Raw genomic sequence first — 20,718 nt, forward strand, 5'->3', positions numbered from 1 at the left:
CCAGTATGAGCGATGCCGACGACGAGCTACTGGTCGAACTACTCACTGGAAACGCCGTCCACACGGAAGGACTCCCAGGCGGTTACTTCTCCGACGTGCAAAACGGCCAGGAACCGAAGGTGGTATCGATCTGCTGTTCGGACTCTCGAGTTCCCCAAGAGCGCATGTGGAACGTCGATGATCCCGGTACGGTCTTTACGCCGAGCAATATCGGCAATCAGACCTGGGATGACCACGAGGGCGAGCGGATCGTCGACGGCGGCGTGTTGTACCCGATCCACCACGCCGGAACCGAGGCGGTCGCCGTCGTCGGTCACACGGGTTGTGGCGCAGTCACGGCCGCATACGAGGTCGCGATGGGAGCCGAGCCGCCGGGACCGCTCGGCGTCGATAAGTGGGTTTCCCAGCTTGTCCCCGTCGTTGAAGAAGGCCTCGAGAGCGATCTCATCGATGCCGACGGGCCGGACGAACGCGTCATCAATCAACTCGTCGAGTACAACGTCGACTACCAGACGCAGTTCCTTCGAGAATCCGCAGAGATCCCCGATTCCGTCACCGTCTACGGTTTCGTCTACGACTTTCAGGCGGTCTACGGCAACGAAAAAGGACGGGCCTACCTCGTCAACCTCGACGGCGAGACGGAGCCAGACCGGATCGCCGCGTCGATTCCGGACGAGTTCGAGTCAGCGACGCGAAGCCTCCTCTACTGACGACGACGATCGCTGCTGTTGAGTGCGCTTTCTGCCTCTCGAACGTCCGATCAGCTATCGCACCCCGAACGTTTGTCGAGGTGAACCCCGGTTCGCGTGCACCCGTCGATACAGTTTTGCGATTCGAACCGAAAAACGAGCGTATGCGGAGCGTCCTCGAGTCCGACACGAAGTTCTACTACGCGGTCGGAGTGTTGACTATCGCCGTCTTCATCCTCTCGGTCGCCGCAGTTACCACGCTGAACTCGATCCGTCTCGGTAGTCAGGGACTGTTCGGACTCCTCGTCGGATTCGGTTTTTTCATGCTCGTCTTTTTCGTCTCGATCGCGATTCACCGACTCGAGGATCTCGAGGATGTCTAGTACTGAAACGGCTAATTATTCGGTATGGCCCCTTTACGACGATGTTCTCCGCAGAAAGCGGATTTCCGGAAAGGTTATGAGTCTTTACCACCTACGTTCAAAGGCAATGGCGAAAGGAACGGTTGATTTCTTCAACGACACAGGCGGTTACGGATTCATCGAAACTGAGGACGCGGACGACGACGTGTTCTTCCACATGGAAGACATCGGCGGCCCAGATCTCGAAGAAGGACAGGACCTCGAGTTCGACATCGAGCAGGCCCCAAAAGGCCCGCGCGCGACGAACGTCGAGCGCCTGTAAGGCGAATTCGCTGAGGTATCGGCATTTCAAAATCGTATTTTACACACTGACGAGCGCCGGCAGTCGGTATCGCGGTCGACAAACCGAAACTGAGGGCGCGTTGCATCGGGCCCAGCGTTACGTAGCGACGGCTCCCATCTGCTAGTATGGGCGACTCTACCGCGGAATCCGAATCTAGCGAAAGCTCTGAATCCGAACCCGTTTTCCGCCGCAGTGACGATGTCGACTACGAGGCGGTCGATGCCGCGAACGGCTTCGAGACGGGCGTCCTGATCGGCGAGGAACACGGCGCACCGAACTTCGCAATGCGCCGGTTCACTCTCGAGGCCGGGACCGGGGTTCCCAAGCACACGAACGAGGTCGAACATCGCGAAGACGACACTCGTAACGGCGATCCGAGAGTCGTTGAACGTAACGGGTATCAAACAGCTATTTGGTTCGGTCCGTACAATACCGACACCGAAACGTGAACGTCTTGCTCATCCTGGGACACCCACGGACCGACAGTTTTTGCGGCGCTCTCGCTCGAGCGTATCGATCGGGTGCGAGCGACGCAGGCGTCGACATACGAGAGATTTCCGTCGCCGACCTCGAGTTCGATCCCGACGTTCACACCGAAGAGCCGAGCGAACAGCCGCTCGAGGAAGATCTAATCGACACCCAGCGTCAGATTGAGTGGGCGGACCATCTCGTCCTCTTTTACCCGAACTGGTGGGGGACCATGCCCGCACGGCTCAAGGGATTCTTCGATCGGGTGTTCACGTCCGGGTTCGCGTTCTCGTTTTACGACGAGGACGAAGGGGCGGGTCACGAAGCGTTGTTGAGCGGGAAGACGGCCGAGCTGATCGTCACGATGGACATGCCCGCATGGGTGTATCGGTGGATCTATCGCCAACCCGGAAACAACGCAGTTAAGCGCTCCACGCTCGGATTCGCCGGGATTCGAACCACGCGGGTGACGAACCTCGGCTCGGTCGAAGACTCGACACTCGAGCAACGAGAGGCGTGGCTAGAGGAAGTGACGGAATTAGGCCGGAGTCTGGCTACCGGCCCGGAGTCGCGGTCGACGCGAGCGAAACGGACGCTGACGACGTGGCTGAAAGCCCTTCGGTTGCAGTTCTATCCGATGGCGTGGGTAGCGTACTCGATCGGCGCGCTGGCCGCGGCTGGCTCGAGTAGTGTCTTCTCGACTACGGCTTACTGGGCTGGCTTCGGGTTCCTGTTTTTTCTGGAAGCGACTACGGTGTTGAGCAACGAATACGTCGATTACGACACTGACCGAAAGAATACGTTCGCCGGGCCGTTCACCGGTGGATCTCGCGTTTTGGTCGACGGCGAACTGTCGTTCGACGAGCTCCGGCGGGGTATCGGCATCACGGGAGTGTTCACGGCGGTATTCGGACTGGCAGTGGTGACTCTCGGAGCCGGTTCGGTTCTCGCGAAAATAGCCGTAGCGGCGGTGTTGGTGACGCTGGCGATCGGATACACGATACCGCCACTGAAGTTGGCGTATCGAACGCTCGGAGAGCTGGACGTAGCCACAACCCACAGCATCGGCGTTCTGTTGTTGGGATTTCTCGTCCTGGGCGGCTCGTGGCGCGATCCGCTCCCGTGGCTTCTCGGTCTGCCGTTTTTCCTAGCCGTCATCCCGTCGATCACGCTGGCTGGGGTCCCCGACTACGACGCCGACCGCGCCGTCGGTAAACAGACGGTCGCCGTCCGGTTCGGAATCGACGGTGCCGCACTCGTCGCGGCGGCTGCAACGCTGGCGGCTACGATAACGGCCGTACTTTTGGGGGTTCTGGACGCGGTTCCCGGCGCGTACGGACCGGCTATCTATCTGAGCATTCCGCACGCCTTGCTCCTCTTCTGGTTGCTTCGTGACCGGTTGTGGGGGAAAAACCGGTCGATACCCGGTCAGATCAACGTGTTGATGGCGACGTCGCTCGCTTACATCATCTGGTTCGGCATCGTCCCGTTAGTCGAACTCCTGTAGCGAGCCGTTCAGTGGGTTTGGCGACGTGCTAATACGAAACCCAGCGCAACGAACCGAGTATTGAGTCCGAATCGCTCAAGTAGGCCACGGTCCTATCAGCGGTCGTGTCGAAGCAGGTTCAGGACGTCGAAACGATATTTTGCCACGAGGTGGGATCGGAGTATCTCGTCGTGGTCAGCCGAGACGGAAAGCGGTTGTTTCGTGCAAAGTTGGGGCTCTCGGAGACGGATGCGGGGCCGCGACCCGCCAAATTCAGGCTCAAACAGGGCTCGACCGAAGAGCCTCGCCAACCCGACGAGTTCGTCGAACTCGCTCGGCGAGCCAAACGGATCCGCATCTCCGAGCAAACCTCTCCGCAGGGCCGAAAGGAACTTCGGGAGATGCTCGAGGGCTATCAGTTAGACGCGAAAACGGTCCGAACCTGTCGGTACTGCGCCTCGGCCGGCCGCTACTCCCCGATCACGACAGATACGGCGATCAAGGACGATCGAGACTGGATCTGTACCGACTGTGCCAGCCAGGAACTCGAGCGCCAGCTTTCTCACGTCGGGAACGTGACGGGCGCGGCCAAAGAGCGCCTCGAGGAACTCATGCACGACGTACAGGATTTAGAGCGGATCGTTAACCTGCTCAAGGGACAGCTCGATCCCGATCTGACGCAGTTTGATACGATTTCCTCGACCACCGACGAGGTCGATCTCGCCCGCGTCGAGACGCTCGACCTCCATCCAGACCTTCAGGGCTTGCTCGAGGATCGGTTCGAGACGTTGCTGCCGGTTCAGAGCCTGTCGACCGACCACGGATTGCTCGAGGGCGACGACCAGCTCGTGGTTTCGGCAACGGCGACCGGGAAGACGCTCGTCGGCGAGATGACGGGAATCGACCGCGTGCTCAACGGCAAGGGGAAGATGCTGTTTCTGGTTCCCCTCGTCGCCCTCGCGAACCAGAAGTACGAGGACTTCAAAGACGAGTATGGCGACCTCGTCGACGTGAGTATCCGCGTCGGTGCGAGTCGCGTCGCCGACTCGGGCAACCAGTTCGATCCGAACGCGGACGTCATCGTCGGTACCTACGAGGGGATCGACCACGCCCTGCGGACCGGGAAGAACATGGGGGACATCGGGACCGTCGTCATCGACGAGGTCCACACGCTCAAAGAGGAAGGTCGCGGCCACCGACTCGACGGGCTCATCTCGCGGCTGAAATATACGTGCGAACAACGTGCGAAAAAGCGCGAGTCGTACGACGGTACCCAGTGGGTGTACCTTTCCGCCACGGTCGGCAATCCCAAGGAACTCGGCCGCGCGCTCGAGGCGAAACTCATCGAGTTCGAGGAGCGCCCGATTCCCATCGAACGTCACGTCACCTTCGCCGACGGCCAGGAGAAGGTAAACGTCGAGAACAAACTGGTCAAACGCGAGTTCGACACGGAATCCTCGAAGGGGTATCGCGGCCAGACGATCATCTTTACAAACTCCCGGCGACGGTGTCACGAGATTTCGCGGAAACTCGAGTATTCGGCGGCGCCGTACCACGCGGGACTGGATTACGGCCGACGGAAGAGCGTCGAACGCCAGTTCGCCGATCAGGATCTCTCGGCGGTCGTGACGACGGCCGCGCTCGCCGCCGGCGTCGACTTCCCGGCCTCGCAGGTCGTCTTCGACTCGTTGGCGATGGGGATCGAGTGGCTCTCGGTTCAGGAGTTCCACCAGATGCTCGGCCGAGCGGGACGGCCGGACTATCACGATACGGGGAAGGTGTACGTTCTCGTCGAACCCGACTGTGCCTACCACAACTCGATGGAGATGACCGAAGACGAGGTCGCGTTCAAACTCCTCAAGGGCGAAATGGAGTCAGTGATGACCCACTACGACGAGGCGGCGGCCATCGAGGAGACGCTGGCGAACGTCACGGTCGGCGGGCGTGCGGCCAAGCGACTCAATGATCGGATGCTCGGCGAGGTGCCGACCAAACATGCACTCGGAAAGCTCCTCGAGTTCGACTTCATCGACGGCTTCGAGCCGACGCCGTTGGGTCGGGTCGTCACCGAGCACTTCCTCGATCCCGGGCAGGCGTTCTCGATGCTCGACGGGATCAGAAAAGAGGCCCATCCGTACGAACTGGTTGCGGAGATCGAACTTCGCGATACGGAGCTGTGAGGAGCGGATTTTCTACGTGCTGAGGATACGTTTGGTTCGACGCTCAGACGAACGCGATCTCGAGCACCGAAAGCAAGATCACGAGAATCGAGCCCGGGACGCCGCCGATGGCCACGATCAGGAGCGCAATCGGCGTGATGGCCACGGACAAGTTGAACAGAGCCTGTGCGAGAAAGAGGACGAGCAAGCCGACGACTGCGTTGAGGATAAACGGTTTGACGGCCTGGATGACCTGCGATGCGCCGACGATCACCGCGAGTACCAGTACGAGAAGGAGAATCTCGAGTCCAGTTACCATAGTAGATGGTTCGTCACGAGAAGGGTAAATCGTTCGATCGCATAACGAAACCCTTTAACCCATCTACCCTAAGATGTAGGTACGGGATCGTGGGTTAGCTTGGTATACTTCGGGCCTTGGGTGCCCGTGACCCCGGTTCAAATCCGGGCGATCCCATCTCTTTCGCGCTTTCTTTGAGTCCGAGTAGACTCATTGTAAGGCTAAGGGTTCCGGCGTCTCTCGCGCCTATTCCTAATCGGATTCGGACCGTACCCCGGTTGGGGGTTCAGGCCTTCATGCGATTACCGGGGATTCGAAACACACTCGCGTCACTGTGACAGAGGTCTTCGTCTCAAGGGGTTCAAACCGGTTACGTTTTGCTGTAAGGATTGACAAGTTCGCTCGCGTCGCAGGCTGGGGTTGCAGACTGCTTGTCTGCGTTTCAAGTGTTAACAGATATTTCTCTCGCTGTTTTGATTAGATCCGGGTGACCCACCACGATCGCCCAGGTCGGGATTCCTCTCTCAGGTCAATTCCATGACCAGCCGCACTCGCTGCGCGGCACGTTGGTAACCCTCGTTCGCGCACTTCAGTGGTGGGAAATTAATGGCCATAGGACAACAGATTCAAGTTAGTTAGTTCGTCAAATCAGCTGTTTACAAGCGTTCACGGTAGGATATTCGCGTTCTCATTCGCATGTTAACCTGAAAGTTAATATCTAAGTTCACATGTTTCCTTCTAACGCTCTGTTGAGATTCTCAATTGGTGATAAGAGTCCTCTGCTGACTCCTGAAAGCTATCATTAGCTGAGTGTTTCCACGGAATAGGATTAGGTTCGCTTGGAACCACCGTGAAGGGTTCCTAGACAGTTTCTTCGACCATGTCCGAACATCTCTCGCATCATAGATTGAATGGGGTCCTAACGGGTTCCCAAATAGGGTAAACCGGCTCTGTTGAAATCCTCTTCTATAGACACTTAATCCTATGAAACTACTGCTCACTACACGTGCTTTCGTATGTCTCTCCCGGTCAGTCAAACATATATCTGAACAAGCCTATAAGCAGAATCAATGGCTACCGAAAGCCCCGAATCTGATAGTTCCTCCCTGATTCAACCCCGACTACTCGTAGCATTAGTCGTGATTGCCACGCTTGCATCTCGGTAGACCTTGTGGGTCTACTGAACCTGTTCGAGGTTGAGAAATTCACCGATGCAATCACCCCGTTTCTGGTGATGGTTATCGGGGGGTATCTTGGTATCGTGATTTCAGACCGTCTTTGGGAGCGAGTGTTCTCCGAGAATTAGTCGGTAAGTGAATCCTCTGTATTAACCGTCAGATAGCTCGGTCGAGATTATGGACGATACACGCAAGGGCGAGTTCACGAAACTGCTTCCACCAGCGTCGTGAACGGACGAATGCACCGTATTTTCGCTTGAGTCGAGAGTTCACCGTTTCGCTCTGGCTCCGTTGGCCATAGAGGGCGGTATCCAACCGAGCGTTCCACGCTTTCTGCAGTGAGGAGAACTCACGGTGTTTGATGAGTGGGCGAATCTCGCTCTCGCGTGCTATTGCTCGAACCTGCTGGTCGTCGTATCCCTTGTCTCCAAGCAAAACTTCGACTTCAGTTGCATTGCGGTTGATGAGCGATGGTGCGATCTTCGTATCGTGTCTTCGAGTTGTTGTGACATGGAGATCGAGGATCGCGTTTACTCTCGTTCGACTAATAGCGTGACTTTCAGCTGCTGAATCGTCAACTTCGTTCGCTTCGTATAGTGTTTCGAGGCGTGGCTTCGGTCGAAGCCCGAGGCGTCGATTCCCGCAACACCGTTAGTTGGGAGCAGTGAAACAGAGAGATTGAGAAGCACCCGCCAGACTGCCATATCGAGTCTATCGAATGCTTTGCATAGCGTTGACGGGGCAGGAAGTTCGGTGAGATTGATCGCGTTCCGAATACGAGGCATTTCGATGAGTTCGTCGAGGAGTGTTCGATAGGTCGTGTTCTTCCGAACTTTGAGACATAGCAGAACAACGTGCTGATGAAGCGTGTAGCGCTGTTTCGAGTACTTTGAAGAATATGGTGAGACTGCTCGCTGGGCAAGATGAAATGCTTCCTCGACAAATCGGAGCAACCGAGATTTTGGGAGGGTCTGCATCCATTCAAACTATCGACTGAATCTGTAACTCTTCAAGGATTTCAACAGAGCCACATAAATGGGAACTCACTCAGGGGAAGATATGGTACTAAGCTTGGCTGCATACGTTTACGCCTCGATTCGAACAGACGACCATGATTTCAACGGTGGCTTTGCGTTTTTCCTTTTCCTCGCAGATTCGTTCACCGCAGCCGCCTTTGGTCCACCGTTACTATAGACGCGACAGATCCTCCTCGGATGCTCCATTCAACCTCTACACCCTTTTCTGAATTACTGTCCCTCACAAATCAAATTCTATCCCGTACCGCACTCGTGCTGTGAATTCAGCACAGGTTATTCGAACTACTTAGCATTCGTCAACCCATACTGAAGCACTAACCCCGGGACGATCACACCGACAATAACGAGGACGCCGAATAGCACGGCGAAAGGAAGGGCAGTGACGATGCTCAATCCAAGATAGAGTGCCATCGCTACGAACACGCAAATCGAAATGACGGCGTTCTCTTGGGATCTGATCGGCTCGCTTCGGACGAGGATACCCATCGACACGGCGAGCAGCACGAAGATAGCGATCAGTGCAGCGTTGAATATCTGCATCGAGTCAACCGCAAGCCCGTAGAACAACCCCAGACCGGCGAGTACGAATGCGATGCCCAAGATGGCGAGTCCGGCTCTCTCCGCGTGTGAACGCTCGCTCGTCTCGCCGGGTATAATCGGGGTCATACGATTACCTTCTTGCAGTTCGTTCGCCTGCGTCTTGCAGTCTGCCGTAGGCGGGCGCGAGCAGATAATCCGCAATGCCACCCACAACCAACGCTGCAGCCAAGAAGAGGTCGCTGAAACCGGTGTCGGCTCTCGTCTCGATTAGAACAACTACTCCGGCCAAGCCGATTCCGAGACCAATTCCGATGGTCAGTTCAAGTCGATGCTCACCCCACCAGACGGCGATGCCAGCGACCAGAAGCATGATACCACCCACAAATACATCGACACCGAACGATAGTCCACCAAAGGTGAGCCCGCCCAGTACCAGTCCAATCCCTACCCGTTGTAGTTGTTCGACTTGATCGATTTCTTGTTCGCTCATTTGTAACAGAACCAACGTATAGTAAGATTGTAATCCCTTGCACTAATCAAATTAGCCGACCACTGATTCTTGATACGGTGTGATGCATTCGCACTCTCAATTCAGCAGACCCTGTCAGAACTATCGATCAACTGCCAAAAGTGGTGTGCAACATAGAGAGGATGCAGTTGCGTTTCTTCCGCTCTCGATGTAACGAATCAGCCGTGCTATAGAGATGCTTACTGAGCAACAGTTGTCAGTCAGGCCAAAGAGGTATGCAAATTTTATCTCTTAGCTGATGATCGCGCGCTCGAACCGGTAGTAGCCGATCACGAGCGGGACGACGATCCACGCGAGGACGATCACCCAGGCGCCCCAGGTCTCGAGGTAGAACGGGACGTCGCCGGCGATCCGACCGGCCGTCGTCATGTCGACGTCCTCCGAGCCGACGAAGTCGATGAGGTCGAGCGCGATCACGGACAGCGCCTGGCCGGGGCTGAGCCGCTCGACGAGGAGGTACCAGGCGGGGACGGGTTCGCCCGTGAACAGGGGCACTTCGCGCTCAAAGACCCAGTAGATCACTGACGGGACGAAACTCCAGAGGAAGTCGAAGACGACGAAGATGCCGAGCACGCCCGCGACGGCCTTCGCCCGGCTGTTCACGCTCGCCGAGACGCCGACGGCGATCGCGACGTAGACGAGCCCCATGATGAGCGAAAACGCCAGCAGGCCGAGGTAGTCGGAGACGACGAAGCCGTCATAGAGGGCGGCGATCACGACGCTGCCGACCAGGAAGCCGATCACCGTCGGAAGGGCGACGACGCCGGCTCGTCCGGCGACTTTCCCGAGGACCACGTCGAGGCGCGTGAACGGGAGACCGAGCAGGAAGCGGATGCTCCCGGACTCGCGCTCCTTGACGATCGCCTGATAGCCGACGATCAGGCCGATGATCGGAACCAGCATCCCGATTGGCTGGAAGAGAAAGCCGACGGCGTCGGCGAATTCGGGGGCGGGGCCGTCGCTGTGGAGCAGGTACGGGATCGCTGAGACGCCCGCGACGAGTAGGATTAACAGCGCGGTCAGCGCCCAAAGCATCTTCGCGCGTGCGGCATCCGCGAAGTCCTTTCGCGCGATCGCGATCCAGTTGGTGTACCTCCTACCGCTCTCCGCCCGGGAGGTGTCGTGGGCGCCGCTCATGCGTCCACTACCTCCGTGCTGCCGTCGCGCCTGCCGCGCGTCGGCCGGTCGCCAGTGGTGAACGCGGCGAACAGATCCTCGAGCGACGGTTCCTCGCTGGAGATGTCCTCGACCGTGCAGCCGGCGTCCTCGACGGCATTGATGACGGTCGCCTTCCGGCTCGACTCGGAGAGAGACGCGACGATCTCGACGCCCTCGACGCGCACGTCGGTGACACCGGAAAGTGCGGCGACGGCCTCGCGAACGCCGTCGGGCACCGCGTCGACGGTCAGCACGAGCCGGGAGTCGGCGTCGAACTGCGACTTGAGCGCGTCGATGCTATCCTCGGCGACGAGCTCGCCGCCGCGCATGATCCCGACGCGGTCGCAGACGGCCTCGACCTGTTCCATGATGTGACTCGAGAAGAAGACGGTCGCGCCGCGAGCGTTCTCCTCGCGGATGATCTCGCGCATCTCCCGGGCGCCGTTCGGATCAATCCCGGAGGTGGGCTCGTCCAGGACGATCAGATCGGGCTCGCCAACGAGCGCCATCGCGAGAGCAACGCGTTGTTTCATCCCGGTCGAGAACCCGCCAGCTTTTCGATCGGCTGCCTCGGTGAGTCCGACGCGCGCTAAGAGCTCGTCAGGGTCGTTAGACGCACCTTTTGCGTCGATGGCGAACTGAACGTGTTTCCGAGCAGTCAACCGATTGTACATTCCAAAGTCCTCGGGGAGAACGCCGATTGATTGGCGGACAGCGAGCGACTCGGATTCGATGTCGTAACCGAGCACTGTTCCCGAACCCGTCGAAGGTGGCGTGAACCCGAGGAGCATGTTGATCGTCGTCGACTTCCCTGCCCCGTTCGGTCCGAGAAATCCGTATATTTCTCCCTCCCGAACCGTTAGATCCAGAGATTCAACGGCTGTTATATCCCCGAACCGGCGCGTGAGAGAATTCGTCTGAATGGCATCCATCGATTATAGTTAGTTTCCTATCAAAAAATAGCTTCTGATTCCACTAGAGATGCTTACACACGGTTGTATTCACGACCAGGCAACTCTGATCTCTATATGAGGAGTCTCACCAGGACTGATCTTGATATTTGGAAGTCATACTTGTCGCGTGTATTATCTGACTGATGTGAAAAGTGTACGTTCTGTACTGAGCGATCATTGACCTTCGCAGATTACCCCTCAGACTGTGCCACATTCGCGCCCTGTATCTTGCACAACGGTACTGACAATTATTGGAGAGTACGAGGATTGAGCGTATGGGTTATTTTGCTAATCCCTATAGTCGCGGCCGGTTTCGACTTCGACGCCGGTCTCGACAGTGAAAGTCACGTTGCCGGTCGACAGCTGGTCGGCGATCTCTTTCCGTTGCTCGAGGGTGAGATCCGGGCGCTCAAGGACTCGGCGAGCACTGGCGACGATGCGGGTAACGTCGTGACAGGCGAACGCGGCCGCGTTGGATCGATTACAGTCGTAATAGTCGGCGGCTTTCTCGATTTCGTCGAATCGCCATTCGTTGCCGTCGTCGGTTCGGATTCGGACAGAGCCGGGAATGTCGTTCTTGTTTCGGGCCATGTTCGTGAACACGAGTCGGATATCCTAGTTTTTTCGGGTAGCTGGATCGAGTTTTGTATATAAATGGGGTGTCGGCTGGGTGGTGATCGGCGCGGTCGGCGACGCGATCGCGCTCGCGATGGGCGCGATATGAACACGCGGTGCTCGCGCTCGTGTTCATATTCGGGAAAACGATTCTCGAGACGTGCGACCCCGTGCACTCACACGGAAACCCGGTTCGAACGGGCTCAGGCAAGATGAACGGGTGAAAGAATAGGGTTCTTACAATTCCTGGTTATCAGGTGAGTCAAAAATTCAGATGCTGCTCGTGAAGCAATCAAAGAGGCCCGGGGCATGGAACAGGATATAAGAGATTCTTTAAGCAATTCTAACTCGAGTCGGTTGTGACAACATTCATAAGATATTATATAATCTCGACATCAACCATTCAACATACGATTCACTAGGTGATCGATCGCCCCAGCCATACTAACTCCAAGGCTAACTGAGGTAACAACGTCCGCTCCGGCTGTGTGTAATACTGCAACAAAAACGCCAATAAAGGTGACAAATCGTTGTAACCGTTCTCAGTCTACAATATGATAGTGAACTTCTGACCCAGCACCAATCGACCCCTCCCTCATCTCATTGATTGATTCCATCCATTGCTGACGTTCATACATCTTTGCCATCCGTTTTTCACCGCTCTCGTCGGACATATTCCACTAACAGAATCACAGCACCAAACATGTATTGGCAATAACTCTATACTGGTACTGGATTGGCGGCCGATAACAAGAAGTTGTCAAATCGTACACTTACTAAAAAGCAGCTCAGACCAGTATTGATTGATTTGCCAGTGGACTTAAGATTCAGAGGTGTGAGGATTTCCTCATGGTAACAGAAATCAACCGCATTGGGGTACTCTCAGTGGTGAAAATATACACAGTCATTTCGGTGGTAACTGCCGGTGTAATGGGATTCCCCTTGGTACTCTTAGACTTGGTGATTGAAAGTGGTATTGGAATTGGCATGTATATCACCCTGTTAATTGGTGCCGCCGTCTTTGGCGTGGTATCGGGTGCTATTGCGCCGTTAATTTACAACTTTATCAGTGGCACTGTCGGTGGTGTTGAGGTAGAACTTTCCAAGATTTGAATTACGTATAGCCGTAGGAAAACACCGATTTTGAACCGGTTAGATCATCCCATCCAGCATCCCATTATTATAAGCAAAAGTGAGACCCACTGCAAGAATAATTAATAGGATTATGAGAGGGTCATATCTCTTACTCTTCTGGCTTTTGAGAACCCGCTTATGGTCATTTTTAACCTGTGAAACATATGAGGACGATGAATTCGTTCTGTCCGCGATTTCCTCATTTGTAAGATCTGAGTTCTTTGATGCTGTATCAATAATCTCTTGTTGCTTATCGGTTAGATCGCCGTACTTGTCACCCATCCTAAAACCCTATACAGAATTCATCTGGTTTACAGCCACTATCCACCCGTATGCCAGTCTCCCCCTGCGCTACACCTTTTCCCATACAACCCGGAACCTAGCAACAATCCATAATTAATCTTTCTTTGAACAGTCTATTTGGAATGTGGTCTTTTTATGAAAGTCGGGTATTCTTATCTGAGTTAACTGATCACTCACTATGATTGTCAATGCTCGAGCACTCGAGACAACCTACGTTCCCCAAGATCTCGAGCACAGGGAAGGACAGATAAGTCAGCTCGCGACAGCGCTGGAACCACTAACTCACGGCGTTGGTGGGGATCATAGCCTGATTTTCGGACCATCGGGATCGGGGAAAACCACGCTCGCGAAGTACGTCGTTCGGAAGCTGCGACAGGAATCCTTGGGCGTCAAACGAGCATACTGGAATTGCATGTCGGGCTCGTCGAAAACCGAGGTCTTGCACGGGCTCGCGCAGGATTCGAAGATAGGAAACCATCTGTCAAGAGACGGCACCGCATCCGGTGCGTTCATTGAAGCCTTTCGCGAAACAGACGATCATATTGTCGCGATCATTGATGAGGTCGACGTGCTTGAGGACGAAACGCTGTTGCTCGGGTTGGGAGATCTCCCGAACGTGACGATCGTCGCGATCACGATCGACGAAGACGACTTTTTTGCGAATCACCAGCTGAACGGGCGAGTCAAATCCCGGTTTTCGAGTGCAGAGACGGTCCGACTACGACGGTATTCTCACAGCGAATTAGTGGATATTCTCTTAGCTCGAATCTCTGCAGGATTGCGACCAGGAGTGATTACGATCGGGGTTGTTGAATACATCTCAGATATTGCGGCCGGTGACGCACGCGAAGCGATCAAGCATCTCGAGAAGGCCACCGTTCGCGTCGCTCGTTCGGATCGATCGCAGATTACGATCGACGACGTTGAATCGGTTCATCACGAGGCACGCCAGGATCTCCGACAGGACCACATCAATTCGCTGGGAACGCACAAACGACTACTGCACGACATCATTGCCGACGCTGGTGAAATTGGGGTTGGAGAACTGCACGACACCTACGAGAGACGAATCAGGAATCCAAAACCGAACCGGACTCGGCGGCGATACCTTTCCTCGTTAGTCGATAAGTACGAATTGCTCGAGTCGTCTGGCACCGGTCGTGGGAAATCATACACGATAGCCGAGCCGTAGGGCGGTTTTCGTTTTTCCGGCCACTTTCCGGCCATTTTCCGGCCACGGGATACAGCCCCCCTTCTTCTGAAATTTGGTATCGTCAGCCGATATCGGTGTTTTCCGGCCACTGCCGGTGTAGTCCTATTAAATGGACGTTCCTCGTTCGGTGTATGTCCGAACTTACAACCGAATCGGTACCGGACTCGGGGGAGTCGTTAGGTGGTTTTGAAGTCGAAACTCCTGCTGGCAAACCCGCGTCAGTTGAGGTCACAGGAACGCCGGTCAATTGCGCGCGTATTGATGTTCGAGTGGAAAATGGCCGACACTGGGTGTTTGGGGTGAACGACGGTACCGCAGTTCTCGTGATGGTGTGCAATGAGATTGGGAAGCGCGTCGACGCCGATCTACCGAGCTGGATCGAACCCGTTGTCCAGCGGACCGGGATCGAGGAGGTCGAGAAGTCGTGATATCACCGATTCGTATCGATCCACTCGCACCAGGCGTGAAAGTCGTTTGCACCGCATTGGCTGGCGATCGAATGCATCGTTCCGGTCGGAATCTTATCTTCGGAGTGCATCGGGACGCTGACGACCCTTACTTCACCAGTTTCAGGGTGCTCGTATCGGAGCTTAAGGTGGCTTCCCGTCCGGTCGACAGGAACGTAGCCATGGTCCTTGAGAACCTTCGCAATTTCTCTGCCAGAAAACGTTGTCCGAACCATTTACTGCATGAAGTCCGGAAGTTCCTTTTCGCCCGCCGCGTCGGGGTCGAGCCCCCATTCTTCGAGATCGTCGTCGGTGACTGGTTCACCGCCACCCTCGTGCAGCTTCAGTGCTTCCGCGAGCATCGCCAATGCTTCGGACTTGGAATCGCCGAACGAAGCGACCCCGGTCTCGAGATCCTTTGCGGTAATGCGGCCGTCGTCCTCGTGGATGAATTCGACGCCCTCGGATCGGTCATTCCGCGTAGCACTCGCCATATACTCCCACGTAGGAGAAAGAGCCTGATAAGCGTTCGTTCCGACTCGAGCGAACAGACGAGAGAGTTACTCTGTGGGCTCGAGATCAGCGGCATCGAGGTCTCCAGCAAGGTACTGTTCTCCCAAGTCGGAGATCTCGTAATATCCCTCATCGACTCGGCTAACAAGACCGTATTCGACCAATGTCGACAAACGCCGGTTGACACCAGTTCTATGGCGATCGATGTTCCTCGCAATCGTAGTAGGACCCAACTCCAACCCAGTATTGAGGACTTCCAGAATCCTCTCGTCAGTCGGATTCTGCATCCATGGACCGGGTTTTCTCATTATATACCAATTCCATACCACCTTCTTACGTGGTTCGAAACGACGCATCTGTTGTACGATGTAGAACATCTGATTGCACTATATTGTAGAATATTCTATTATGGTGGACTCGAGAGTGATCAGGTAACGCGAGTTTCACGCGGGTCTGACTGTCCGTCGGACCCATTTGGAAAATGCGGTCCGGTGCTAGGGACACCGGGTCCGCGCGGCTCGCGTATCTGTGGTACGCAAGCCATGTACGACGACAACACGCGGGGTCTTGAAGGCCCCGAACGACCAGCGGAATCGACCACAACCAACCAGCGACTTCTCGCCGACGGTGGCACCACGTGGGGGAACCTTTCCGGATTCCAGCGCGATTGCCTCGAGACGATCGCTCGGCTCGAGCGCAACGACGAGACTCCGTACGGACTCGAGATCAAACGACAGCTCGAGCCCCAGCACGGCGAGGTGAATCACGGTCGGCTGTACCCGAACCTCGATGAACTCGTGCAGCTCGAACTCGTCGAGAAGTCCGAACTCGACAAACGCACGAACGAGTACGCGCTGACGCGTGACGGGCGCGGGCTCTTAATCCAGCGCGTCGAGCGCATGGCGGCCGCGTGCGGTATGACGACCGCTGTTGCTGACGATTCCAACGCGGGTGATCGCGAATGATCGATGTCGGCGAACTCTCCGACGACGAGATCGAAGCTGTGGTCCACACGCGCGGGTTCCAGAAGATGCTCGCCTACCGTCGGCTCTCCGACGGGATCGAAGTACTCGAGGACGAAGACCAGATTTTCGAGTCGATGGTCTCGTCGATCACGAAACAGCATTCGCAGGTTCGGTCGGAGGACAGCACTCGAGAGTTCTTCCGGCTGTTTCGTGGTGAAGTAGGGACGTTCACGGAAGGACTCGCCGACGAGGAAAGTAGCGCGGACCAAGGCGATCTCGAAGATCTCTACGTCGACGACGGTGATCTCGAGTGATCACACCGAAGGAAATGACGCCACGCGAGGCATGGCACCGATATCTCGATGGGCGGCGCACGGAGTTGACAGACGAATCCGTCGCGACCTACCACTACCGATTGAAGCTGTTCACAGAGTGGTGCGAAGAAAGCGATATAGAAACTGTCTCGGAGCTCAACGGCTGGGTTCTCGATCAGTTTGAAAGCTCCCGCTCTGGCGAAGGCGTCGCCGCGACAACCCTTCACAACGAGATGGAGACGCTTGCACAGTTCATTGAATACCTGGAACGGATTGAAGCGGTTGATGACGGGCTCTCGGATCGGGTAAACATTCCTGATATCCCCGACGACGAGAAATCTCGTGAAACTAAACTCGAGACCGGCCGAGCGTTGTCGTTGATTCGCTATTACCGCTCGAGTGAGCTGGCAGGATCGCGAAACCACGCACTGCTCGAGGTCGCTTGGCATACGGGCGCGCGATTGGGTGGGATTCGAGCGTTGGATCTGAGGGACTTCGACGTAGGTGAGCAGCTGCTCGAGTTCGTTCACCGACCGAGTACGGATACCCCGTTGAAGAACAAACGGCATGGAGAGCGAGTCGTAGCTATCCGTAACGGAGTTGCGAAAGCACTTCGACAGTACATTCAGTCTGAGCGAAGCGATAAGCACGACGACCACGGTAGACAGCCGCTTTTCTCGTCGCTTCAGGACCGACCGTCGACGAATACGATGCGTGCCTGGATGTACACGGCGACTTTTCCGTGCGTTCACGGGCCGTGCCCGCATGGGCATGATTCCGAAACCTGCGAGTTTCGTAGCCATACGCACGCGAGCAAGTGTCCGTCATCACGAGCTCCCCATCACGTCCGAACCGGGTCGATCACCTGGCACCAAGATCGCGGTGTTCCTCGAGAGGTCACTTCGGAGCGGGTGAACGCTTCGCAGGAGGTCATCGATCGGTACTACGACAAGGCAACTAAGCGCGAGCGGATGGAGCTTCGACGCCGTCCGCACCTCGAAAAACTCGAAATCCAATGAGAGACATGTCCACGGAATTAATAATTTTGATCGTAGCGCAGTCTGTCGATTATGGGTCTAGATCAATGCCGGGCGATCCTACTCACTCCTGTCGCGAGCAAATCCGCGAGCGACGAATGCGTAATGATTACCGGATTTGCAGTAGTCCGAGGTTCTGCGTCGACGCCTACAGCGGGCCGAATTGGCTCGAGAGATACGAACGGCAATCACACTGAAAACGGAGGAAGTAGGTGGCTGTAACGTTACGCGAGCCGGGCTTATTCCGCAGGAACTACTTCGACCTCGAGATTCTCGTCGTGGGTGAACGTAGCTGCATAGTCGACACTCACTACTTCTTGGATCGTTATCGCTACCTCGCTTGGATTCTCTGGAACCGCAAATGCTGTCCACTCGTTCACGCTCTCCTCTGGTTCGAGATCGACATCTAACTTACTTACATCGTCAATAACAGTCCAATCCGCTTCGGTCCCACCGACAGCAACGTTCATTTGACGGGGGACGAAGTTGGCTGTTTCCTCGCCTGTGTTCGTTATCTCTTTTTGAATAACCAGGTGTTGTTCTCCCTCTGGAGGTCTGTGGAACTGGTCTGTCTCAGGATCACTTTGGTAGGTGTCGAACACGGTAGCGTTCCATTCTATCTCGAGCGTGGTTGTTGCACGGTCTGGGTTGGTATCTTCAGTTGTGATGGTCGGCTGTTCTGGGAGGCTCGCACCTTCCTCACTGCTTTCATTGCTCGAGTTGTTTGGTGAGTCGTTGTCCCCATTCTCGTCGTCGTTATCAGCATCTGACGTACATCCAGCAAGGGCCGCTACCGTCCCTATACCGAACGTAGCGAGGCAGTCTCGTCGTCTCATATGTGGAAATATCTGCTACCATGATATAAGCCCGGTCACATAGGTGCACGGCTGAAGTCTCAACCGAAGCCGTTTCCTCTGGTGGTTTTGTTGTGATATTCGAACAGAAACGATCGTGAGGCGATGGTCGCAAGGAATGACCGACACGGACACACAGTATTTTGACTGGATAGAGCACCCCCCATGCTTGTGTAGGGCAAAGAGCAATGAAGCTCTCATTCGGTAATCCCATCCGCTTCTGTCGCGAGTGAACGTTTGAGCGACGACTATCGGAACGAAGCGGGACCCGAACGAACACGCGCGAAGGTCAGGAATCGCAGGCGATGTGCTCGAGGGCAAGAACCATCCTGAAAAAGAGTACGTCTCGAAAAACGGTTTTCCGAATATGCACACGAGATCGAGAACGCTGGGTGCACATTGGGCGCCGATCGCCGCGACGAAGACGAAACCACTCTAACGAACTGATAGAAACTCGCCGATTATGGGAGCTGGGCCAGGTGGAGTGAATCGAAAAAACTAGGAATCCGGGGGCCATGTGTACGAATATGCGAATCCGAACCGACGGCAGTTAGAAATTGTCCGGATCGACCGCTTTGATTCGGTACTCCCCATCGTCGACGCGATCGACTGTAATGTGAGCATCTTTGATTTCGTCGTCGGCGTTGACCACTCCATCCCTCTGGAGGTCTCCTTTCGGCAGCACGACCTCACCTGACCCGTCGATATTTCTGAGTTTTCGAATTGCCATAGTAGCGTTGTAGTACCCTCCCCCGCGTTGATGAGGAGTGGTCACGGGGGGCTATACCCCTCGTTTTACCCCCTTTTTCGGATAATATTATTCGCGGACCCCATGTCTGTCCGTTTCGGGCGCGCTGTCGAGCGCATTATCATATCTCTACCCGCATCCGGGATGGGTTGAGAAGGCATGTTACCAGAACAGAAATCTCCCGAAGACGGCGAGGTAAAGGCGTTCAGAGACTGGTCTACCGCTTGCGACGGTCGCAATCGGCGAGAGCCGAGAACGGGGGACGATTACCGACGGGGTAGTGAACGACTGGAATCGAAGTCCCAACCACGTCCGGTCAGCAGTCTGTGTCTCCGGCCCCGAATAAAAAGCAGAGATAAAAAAGGGTGAGGAGCAACCACGTTGCGATCACAATTAATAAGCTCATTTAGTGTTTACCGGGAATCTCCCGAATCGGTTGGATCGCTCATTTCCGGACGATTCTTCCGGGGGTGCGGTCATACTTTCGCTCTTCTATGAGGCGGTAGTATCCCTCCATACCGGTAGGGCTGTATACGGAATTGGTTGTTCGATTAATAGCCACGGTTATGTTTCGAGATCTCTCACGATTTGAGAGTCCGACGCGAAACAAGGGGGGCCGACGGCGACTTCTATACACGGATCTTCGCAAAACGCGGCGGAGAAAACACCGCCGAAGTATCGAACTATCCGTCGGATCGAGCACCGCACCCTGTCGAGGACGTTCACATCGGTGCTTCACCGTGATCGTCCCTTTCGACGAGCGACGGCGATCGCATCTTCTGTCGTGCATTGTGACGGTCGTCGAGACCAATTGCTGATGGGTTTTCTGGTAGGAATCGAACTCACAGCTGCCCCTGACTCTGCCGGCAACCGAACGAGCACCGCCTCGAGAAGTGTAGGTTCCATTGTTCATCGTTTATGTACCAGCCACGTCCGTCCAGTGATCAGGGTGAAGTCAGTCAGCGACTATTCACAATCTAAATGATAGAACAGTCAAATAATTTATTTCGGTATCGGTACATTCACCAGTTTCGTGATCGCAGAATCACCGAGAAACGATCACACCTATTTTCTTACTCTATTTGAACAGACATTATTTGGATACAAATACTATATCCAAATTTACCAAAGGAATATGAACTACATTCGACTATATGTCCATGTATAATGTTTATATTGGGTGAAAATAGATTCTTCGTCAGTACTTATTTCGGTTGTCTCACCGTCACCCTCTACCCGCTTTGATTGTGTTGAAGGGGAGTTTAGACCGGCTATTGCGGTGATTTCCCCGTTGGACAGATCCTGTGTCGAACTCGGTGAAGAGGAATCACTTACGAGACCACGTCTTCGATGTTTCTCTCGATCAGATCCGACCG

Annotated in this window: 22 protein-coding genes, 1 tRNA gene and 2 pseudogenes; 13 read left to right on the forward strand and 12 right to left on the reverse strand. The window is 55.3% G+C overall.

The window, feature by feature from the left end; genetic code table 11:
• Positions 1-5 precede the first annotated feature (5 nt).
• From QNM96_RS13325 to QNM96_RS13350, 6 genes and pseudogenes are all read left to right on the forward strand, one after another.
• The gene (locus tag QNM96_RS13325; protein WP_283836910.1) at positions 6-710 is read left to right on the forward strand and encodes a carbonic anhydrase; all 705 of its coding nucleotides are present in this window, start codon (positions 6-8) and stop codon (positions 708-710) included.
• Positions 711-853: 143 nt separating this feature from the next.
• Positions 854-1,072 (forward strand): hypothetical protein, encoded by a 219-nt coding sequence (locus QNM96_RS13330; RefSeq protein ID WP_283836911.1) that lies wholly within the window; start codon positions 854-856, stop codon positions 1,070-1,072.
• 106 nt (positions 1,073-1,178) lie between these two features.
• Positions 1,179-1,373, forward strand: coding sequence for a cold-shock protein (locus QNM96_RS13335; protein WP_049951623.1), 195 nt, complete (start codon positions 1,179-1,181; stop codon positions 1,371-1,373).
• Positions 1,374-1,519: 146 nt separating this feature from the next.
• A pseudogene (locus QNM96_RS13340) lies at positions 1,520-1,747 on the forward strand (cupin domain-containing protein); the annotation flags it as partial.
• 92 nt (positions 1,748-1,839) lie between these two features.
• Positions 1,840-3,369: an NAD(P)H-dependent oxidoreductase gene (locus tag QNM96_RS13345; protein ID WP_283836913.1), complete on the forward strand. Its 1,530-nt coding sequence runs from the start codon at positions 1,840-1,842 to the stop codon at positions 3,367-3,369.
• Between the two features lie 104 nt (positions 3,370-3,473).
• A complete protein-coding gene (locus tag QNM96_RS13350; RefSeq protein WP_283836914.1) occupies positions 3,474-5,528 on the forward strand; it encodes a DEAD/DEAH box helicase in 2,055 nt (684 codons plus the stop codon).
• A gap of 43 nt (positions 5,529-5,571) precedes the next feature.
• Here the strand turns inward: QNM96_RS13350 and QNM96_RS13355 are convergent, their stop codons facing one another.
• A complete protein-coding gene (locus QNM96_RS13355) occupies positions 5,572-5,826 on the reverse strand; it encodes a pro-sigmaK processing inhibitor BofA family protein (RefSeq protein ID WP_283836915.1) in 255 nt (84 codons plus the stop codon).
• 83 nt (positions 5,827-5,909) lie between these two features.
• On the opposite strand from QNM96_RS13355, the gene QNM96_RS13360 reads away from it, so the two are divergent.
• Positions 5,910-5,982: transfer RNA gene (locus tag QNM96_RS13360), tRNA-Pro, on the forward strand.
• A 1,157-nt stretch (positions 5,983-7,139) separates the two neighbouring features.
• Here the strand turns inward: QNM96_RS13360 and QNM96_RS13365 are convergent.
• The 6 genes and pseudogenes from QNM96_RS13365 to QNM96_RS13390 all read right to left on the reverse strand — a co-directional run bounded on the left by QNM96_RS13365 (position 7,140) and on the right by QNM96_RS13390 (position 11,791).
• A pseudogene (locus tag QNM96_RS13365) lies at positions 7,140-7,960 on the reverse strand (IS5 family transposase).
• Positions 7,961-8,302: 342 nt separating this feature from the next.
• Positions 8,303-8,686, reverse strand: a complete 384-nt coding sequence (locus QNM96_RS13370) for a hypothetical protein (protein WP_283836916.1) — start codon at positions 8,684-8,686, stop codon at positions 8,303-8,305.
• Positions 8,687-8,690: 4 nt separating this feature from the next.
• Entirely contained in the window at positions 8,691-9,050 is a 360-nt protein-coding gene (locus QNM96_RS13375) for a hypothetical protein (protein WP_283836917.1), read from the reverse strand.
• Positions 9,051-9,320: 270 nt separating this feature from the next.
• The gene (locus tag QNM96_RS13380) at positions 9,321-10,226 is read right to left on the reverse strand and encodes an ABC transporter permease (RefSeq protein ID WP_283836918.1); all 906 of its coding nucleotides are present in this window, start codon (positions 10,224-10,226) and stop codon (positions 9,321-9,323) included.
• Positions 10,223-11,179, reverse strand: coding sequence for an ABC transporter ATP-binding protein (locus QNM96_RS13385; protein WP_283836919.1), 957 nt, complete (start codon positions 11,177-11,179; stop codon positions 10,223-10,225). The genes QNM96_RS13380 and QNM96_RS13385 overlap by 4 nt, the downstream gene beginning before the upstream one ends.
• A 309-nt stretch (positions 11,180-11,488) precedes the next feature.
• Positions 11,489-11,791 carry a hypothetical protein gene (locus tag QNM96_RS13390; protein WP_283836920.1) on the reverse strand — a complete coding sequence of 101 codons (303 nt, stop codon included), beginning with the start codon at positions 11,789-11,791 and terminating at the stop codon, positions 11,489-11,491.
• An 873-nt stretch (positions 11,792-12,664) separates the two neighbouring features.
• Between QNM96_RS13390 and QNM96_RS13395 the strand changes: the two genes are divergently transcribed.
• The 3 genes from QNM96_RS13395 to QNM96_RS13405 all read left to right on the forward strand — a co-directional run bounded on the left by QNM96_RS13395 (position 12,665) and on the right by QNM96_RS13405 (position 14,893).
• Positions 12,665-12,928, forward strand: a complete 264-nt coding sequence (locus QNM96_RS13395) for a hypothetical protein (protein ID WP_283836921.1) — start codon at positions 12,665-12,667, stop codon at positions 12,926-12,928.
• Between the two features lie 502 nt (positions 12,929-13,430).
• The gene (locus tag QNM96_RS13400) at positions 13,431-14,444 is read left to right on the forward strand and encodes an orc1/cdc6 family replication initiation protein (RefSeq protein ID WP_283836922.1); all 1,014 of its coding nucleotides are present in this window, start codon (positions 13,431-13,433) and stop codon (positions 14,442-14,444) included.
• Between the two features lie 320 nt (positions 14,445-14,764).
• The gene (locus QNM96_RS13405) at positions 14,765-14,893 is read left to right on the forward strand and encodes a hypothetical protein (RefSeq protein WP_283836924.1); all 129 of its coding nucleotides are present in this window, start codon (positions 14,765-14,767) and stop codon (positions 14,891-14,893) included.
• Between the two features lie 2 nt (positions 14,894-14,895).
• Here QNM96_RS13405 and QNM96_RS13410 read toward each other — a convergent pair whose 3' ends face one another.
• The 3 genes from QNM96_RS13410 to QNM96_RS13420 form a co-directional block, all read right to left on the reverse strand.
• Positions 14,896-15,147, reverse strand: coding sequence for a type II toxin-antitoxin system HicA family toxin (locus tag QNM96_RS13410; RefSeq protein WP_283836925.1), 252 nt, complete (start codon positions 15,145-15,147; stop codon positions 14,896-14,898).
• Entirely contained in the window at positions 15,148-15,405 is a 258-nt protein-coding gene (locus QNM96_RS13415; RefSeq protein WP_283836926.1) for a hypothetical protein, read from the reverse strand.
• 66 nt (positions 15,406-15,471) lie between these two features.
• A complete protein-coding gene (locus QNM96_RS13420) occupies positions 15,472-15,732 on the reverse strand; it encodes a helix-turn-helix domain-containing protein (RefSeq protein WP_283836927.1) in 261 nt (86 codons plus the stop codon).
• Between the two features lie 234 nt (positions 15,733-15,966).
• On the opposite strand from QNM96_RS13420, the gene QNM96_RS13425 reads away from it, so the two are divergent.
• The 3 genes from QNM96_RS13425 to QNM96_RS13435 are packed head-to-tail and all read left to right on the forward strand — an operon-like array spanning position 15,967 to position 17,722.
• On the forward strand, positions 15,967-16,389 hold the full coding sequence (locus tag QNM96_RS13425) for a helix-turn-helix transcriptional regulator (protein ID WP_283836928.1): 423 nt from the start codon (positions 15,967-15,969) through the stop codon (positions 16,387-16,389).
• Positions 16,386-16,703, forward strand: a complete 318-nt coding sequence (locus QNM96_RS13430; protein WP_283836930.1) for a hypothetical protein — start codon at positions 16,386-16,388, stop codon at positions 16,701-16,703. The genes QNM96_RS13425 and QNM96_RS13430 overlap by 4 nt, the downstream gene beginning before the upstream one ends.
• The gene (locus QNM96_RS13435) at positions 16,700-17,722 is read left to right on the forward strand and encodes a site-specific integrase (RefSeq protein WP_283836932.1); all 1,023 of its coding nucleotides are present in this window, start codon (positions 16,700-16,702) and stop codon (positions 17,720-17,722) included. The genes QNM96_RS13430 and QNM96_RS13435 overlap by 4 nt, the downstream gene beginning before the upstream one ends.
• A 257-nt stretch (positions 17,723-17,979) precedes the next feature.
• Here QNM96_RS13435 and QNM96_RS13440 read toward each other — a convergent pair whose 3' ends face one another.
• Complete coding sequence (locus tag QNM96_RS13440) at positions 17,980-18,576, reverse strand: hypothetical protein (protein WP_283836934.1); 597 nt, start codon at positions 18,574-18,576, stop codon at positions 17,980-17,982.
• 568 nt (positions 18,577-19,144) lie between these two features.
• The gene (locus QNM96_RS13445; RefSeq protein ID WP_283836936.1) at positions 19,145-19,324 is read right to left on the reverse strand and encodes a hypothetical protein; all 180 of its coding nucleotides are present in this window, start codon (positions 19,322-19,324) and stop codon (positions 19,145-19,147) included.
• Positions 19,325-20,718 lie beyond the last annotated feature (1,394 nt).

It is taken from the genome of Halostagnicola sp. A-GB9-2, assembly GCF_030068615.1.
Classification (GTDB): Archaea; Halobacteriota; Halobacteria; order Halobacteriales; family Natrialbaceae; genus Halostagnicola.

Bases quoted from the DNA above. Each gene is read 5' to 3' on its own strand.
- QNM96_RS13325 (WP_283836910.1), top strand. From the start codon at position 6: ATGAGCGATGCCGACGACGAGCTACTGGTCGAACTACTCACTGGAAAC.
- QNM96_RS13330 (WP_283836911.1), top strand. From the start codon at position 854: ATGCGGAGCGTCCTCGAGTCCGACACGAAGTTCTACTACGCGGTCGGA.
- QNM96_RS13335 (WP_049951623.1), top strand. From the start codon at position 1,179: ATGGCGAAAGGAACGGTTGATTTCTTCAACGACACAGGCGGTTACGGA.
- QNM96_RS13355 (WP_283836915.1), bottom strand. From the start codon at position 5,826: ATGGTAACTGGACTCGAGATTCTCCTTCTCGTACTGGTACTCGCGGTG.
- QNM96_RS13370 (WP_283836916.1), bottom strand. From the start codon at position 8,686: ATGACCCCGATTATACCCGGCGAGACGAGCGAGCGTTCACACGCGGAG.
- QNM96_RS13375 (WP_283836917.1), bottom strand. From the start codon at position 9,050: ATGAGCGAACAAGAAATCGATCAAGTCGAACAACTACAACGGGTAGGG.
- QNM96_RS13380 (WP_283836918.1), bottom strand. From the start codon at position 10,226: ATGAGCGGCGCCCACGACACCTCCCGGGCGGAGAGCGGTAGGAGGTAC.
- QNM96_RS13385 (WP_283836919.1), bottom strand. From the start codon at position 11,179: ATGGATGCCATTCAGACGAATTCTCTCACGCGCCGGTTCGGGGATATA.
- QNM96_RS13390 (WP_283836920.1), bottom strand. From the start codon at position 11,791: ATGGCCCGAAACAAGAACGACATTCCCGGCTCTGTCCGAATCCGAACC.
- QNM96_RS13395 (WP_283836921.1), top strand. From the start codon at position 12,665: ATGGTAACAGAAATCAACCGCATTGGGGTACTCTCAGTGGTGAAAATA.
- QNM96_RS13400 (WP_283836922.1), top strand. From the start codon at position 13,431: ATGATTGTCAATGCTCGAGCACTCGAGACAACCTACGTTCCCCAAGAT.
- QNM96_RS13410 (WP_283836925.1), bottom strand. From the start codon at position 15,147: ATGGTTCGGACAACGTTTTCTGGCAGAGAAATTGCGAAGGTTCTCAAG.
- QNM96_RS13415 (WP_283836926.1), bottom strand. From the start codon at position 15,405: ATGGCGAGTGCTACGCGGAATGACCGATCCGAGGGCGTCGAATTCATC.
- QNM96_RS13420 (WP_283836927.1), bottom strand. From the start codon at position 15,732: ATGAGAAAACCCGGTCCATGGATGCAGAATCCGACTGACGAGAGGATT.
- QNM96_RS13425 (WP_283836928.1), top strand. From the start codon at position 15,967: ATGTACGACGACAACACGCGGGGTCTTGAAGGCCCCGAACGACCAGCG.
- QNM96_RS13430 (WP_283836930.1), top strand. From the start codon at position 16,386: ATGATCGATGTCGGCGAACTCTCCGACGACGAGATCGAAGCTGTGGTC.
- QNM96_RS13440 (WP_283836934.1), bottom strand. From the start codon at position 18,576: ATGAGACGACGAGACTGCCTCGCTACGTTCGGTATAGGGACGGTAGCG.
- QNM96_RS13445 (WP_283836936.1), bottom strand. From the start codon at position 19,324: ATGGCAATTCGAAAACTCAGAAATATCGACGGGTCAGGTGAGGTCGTG.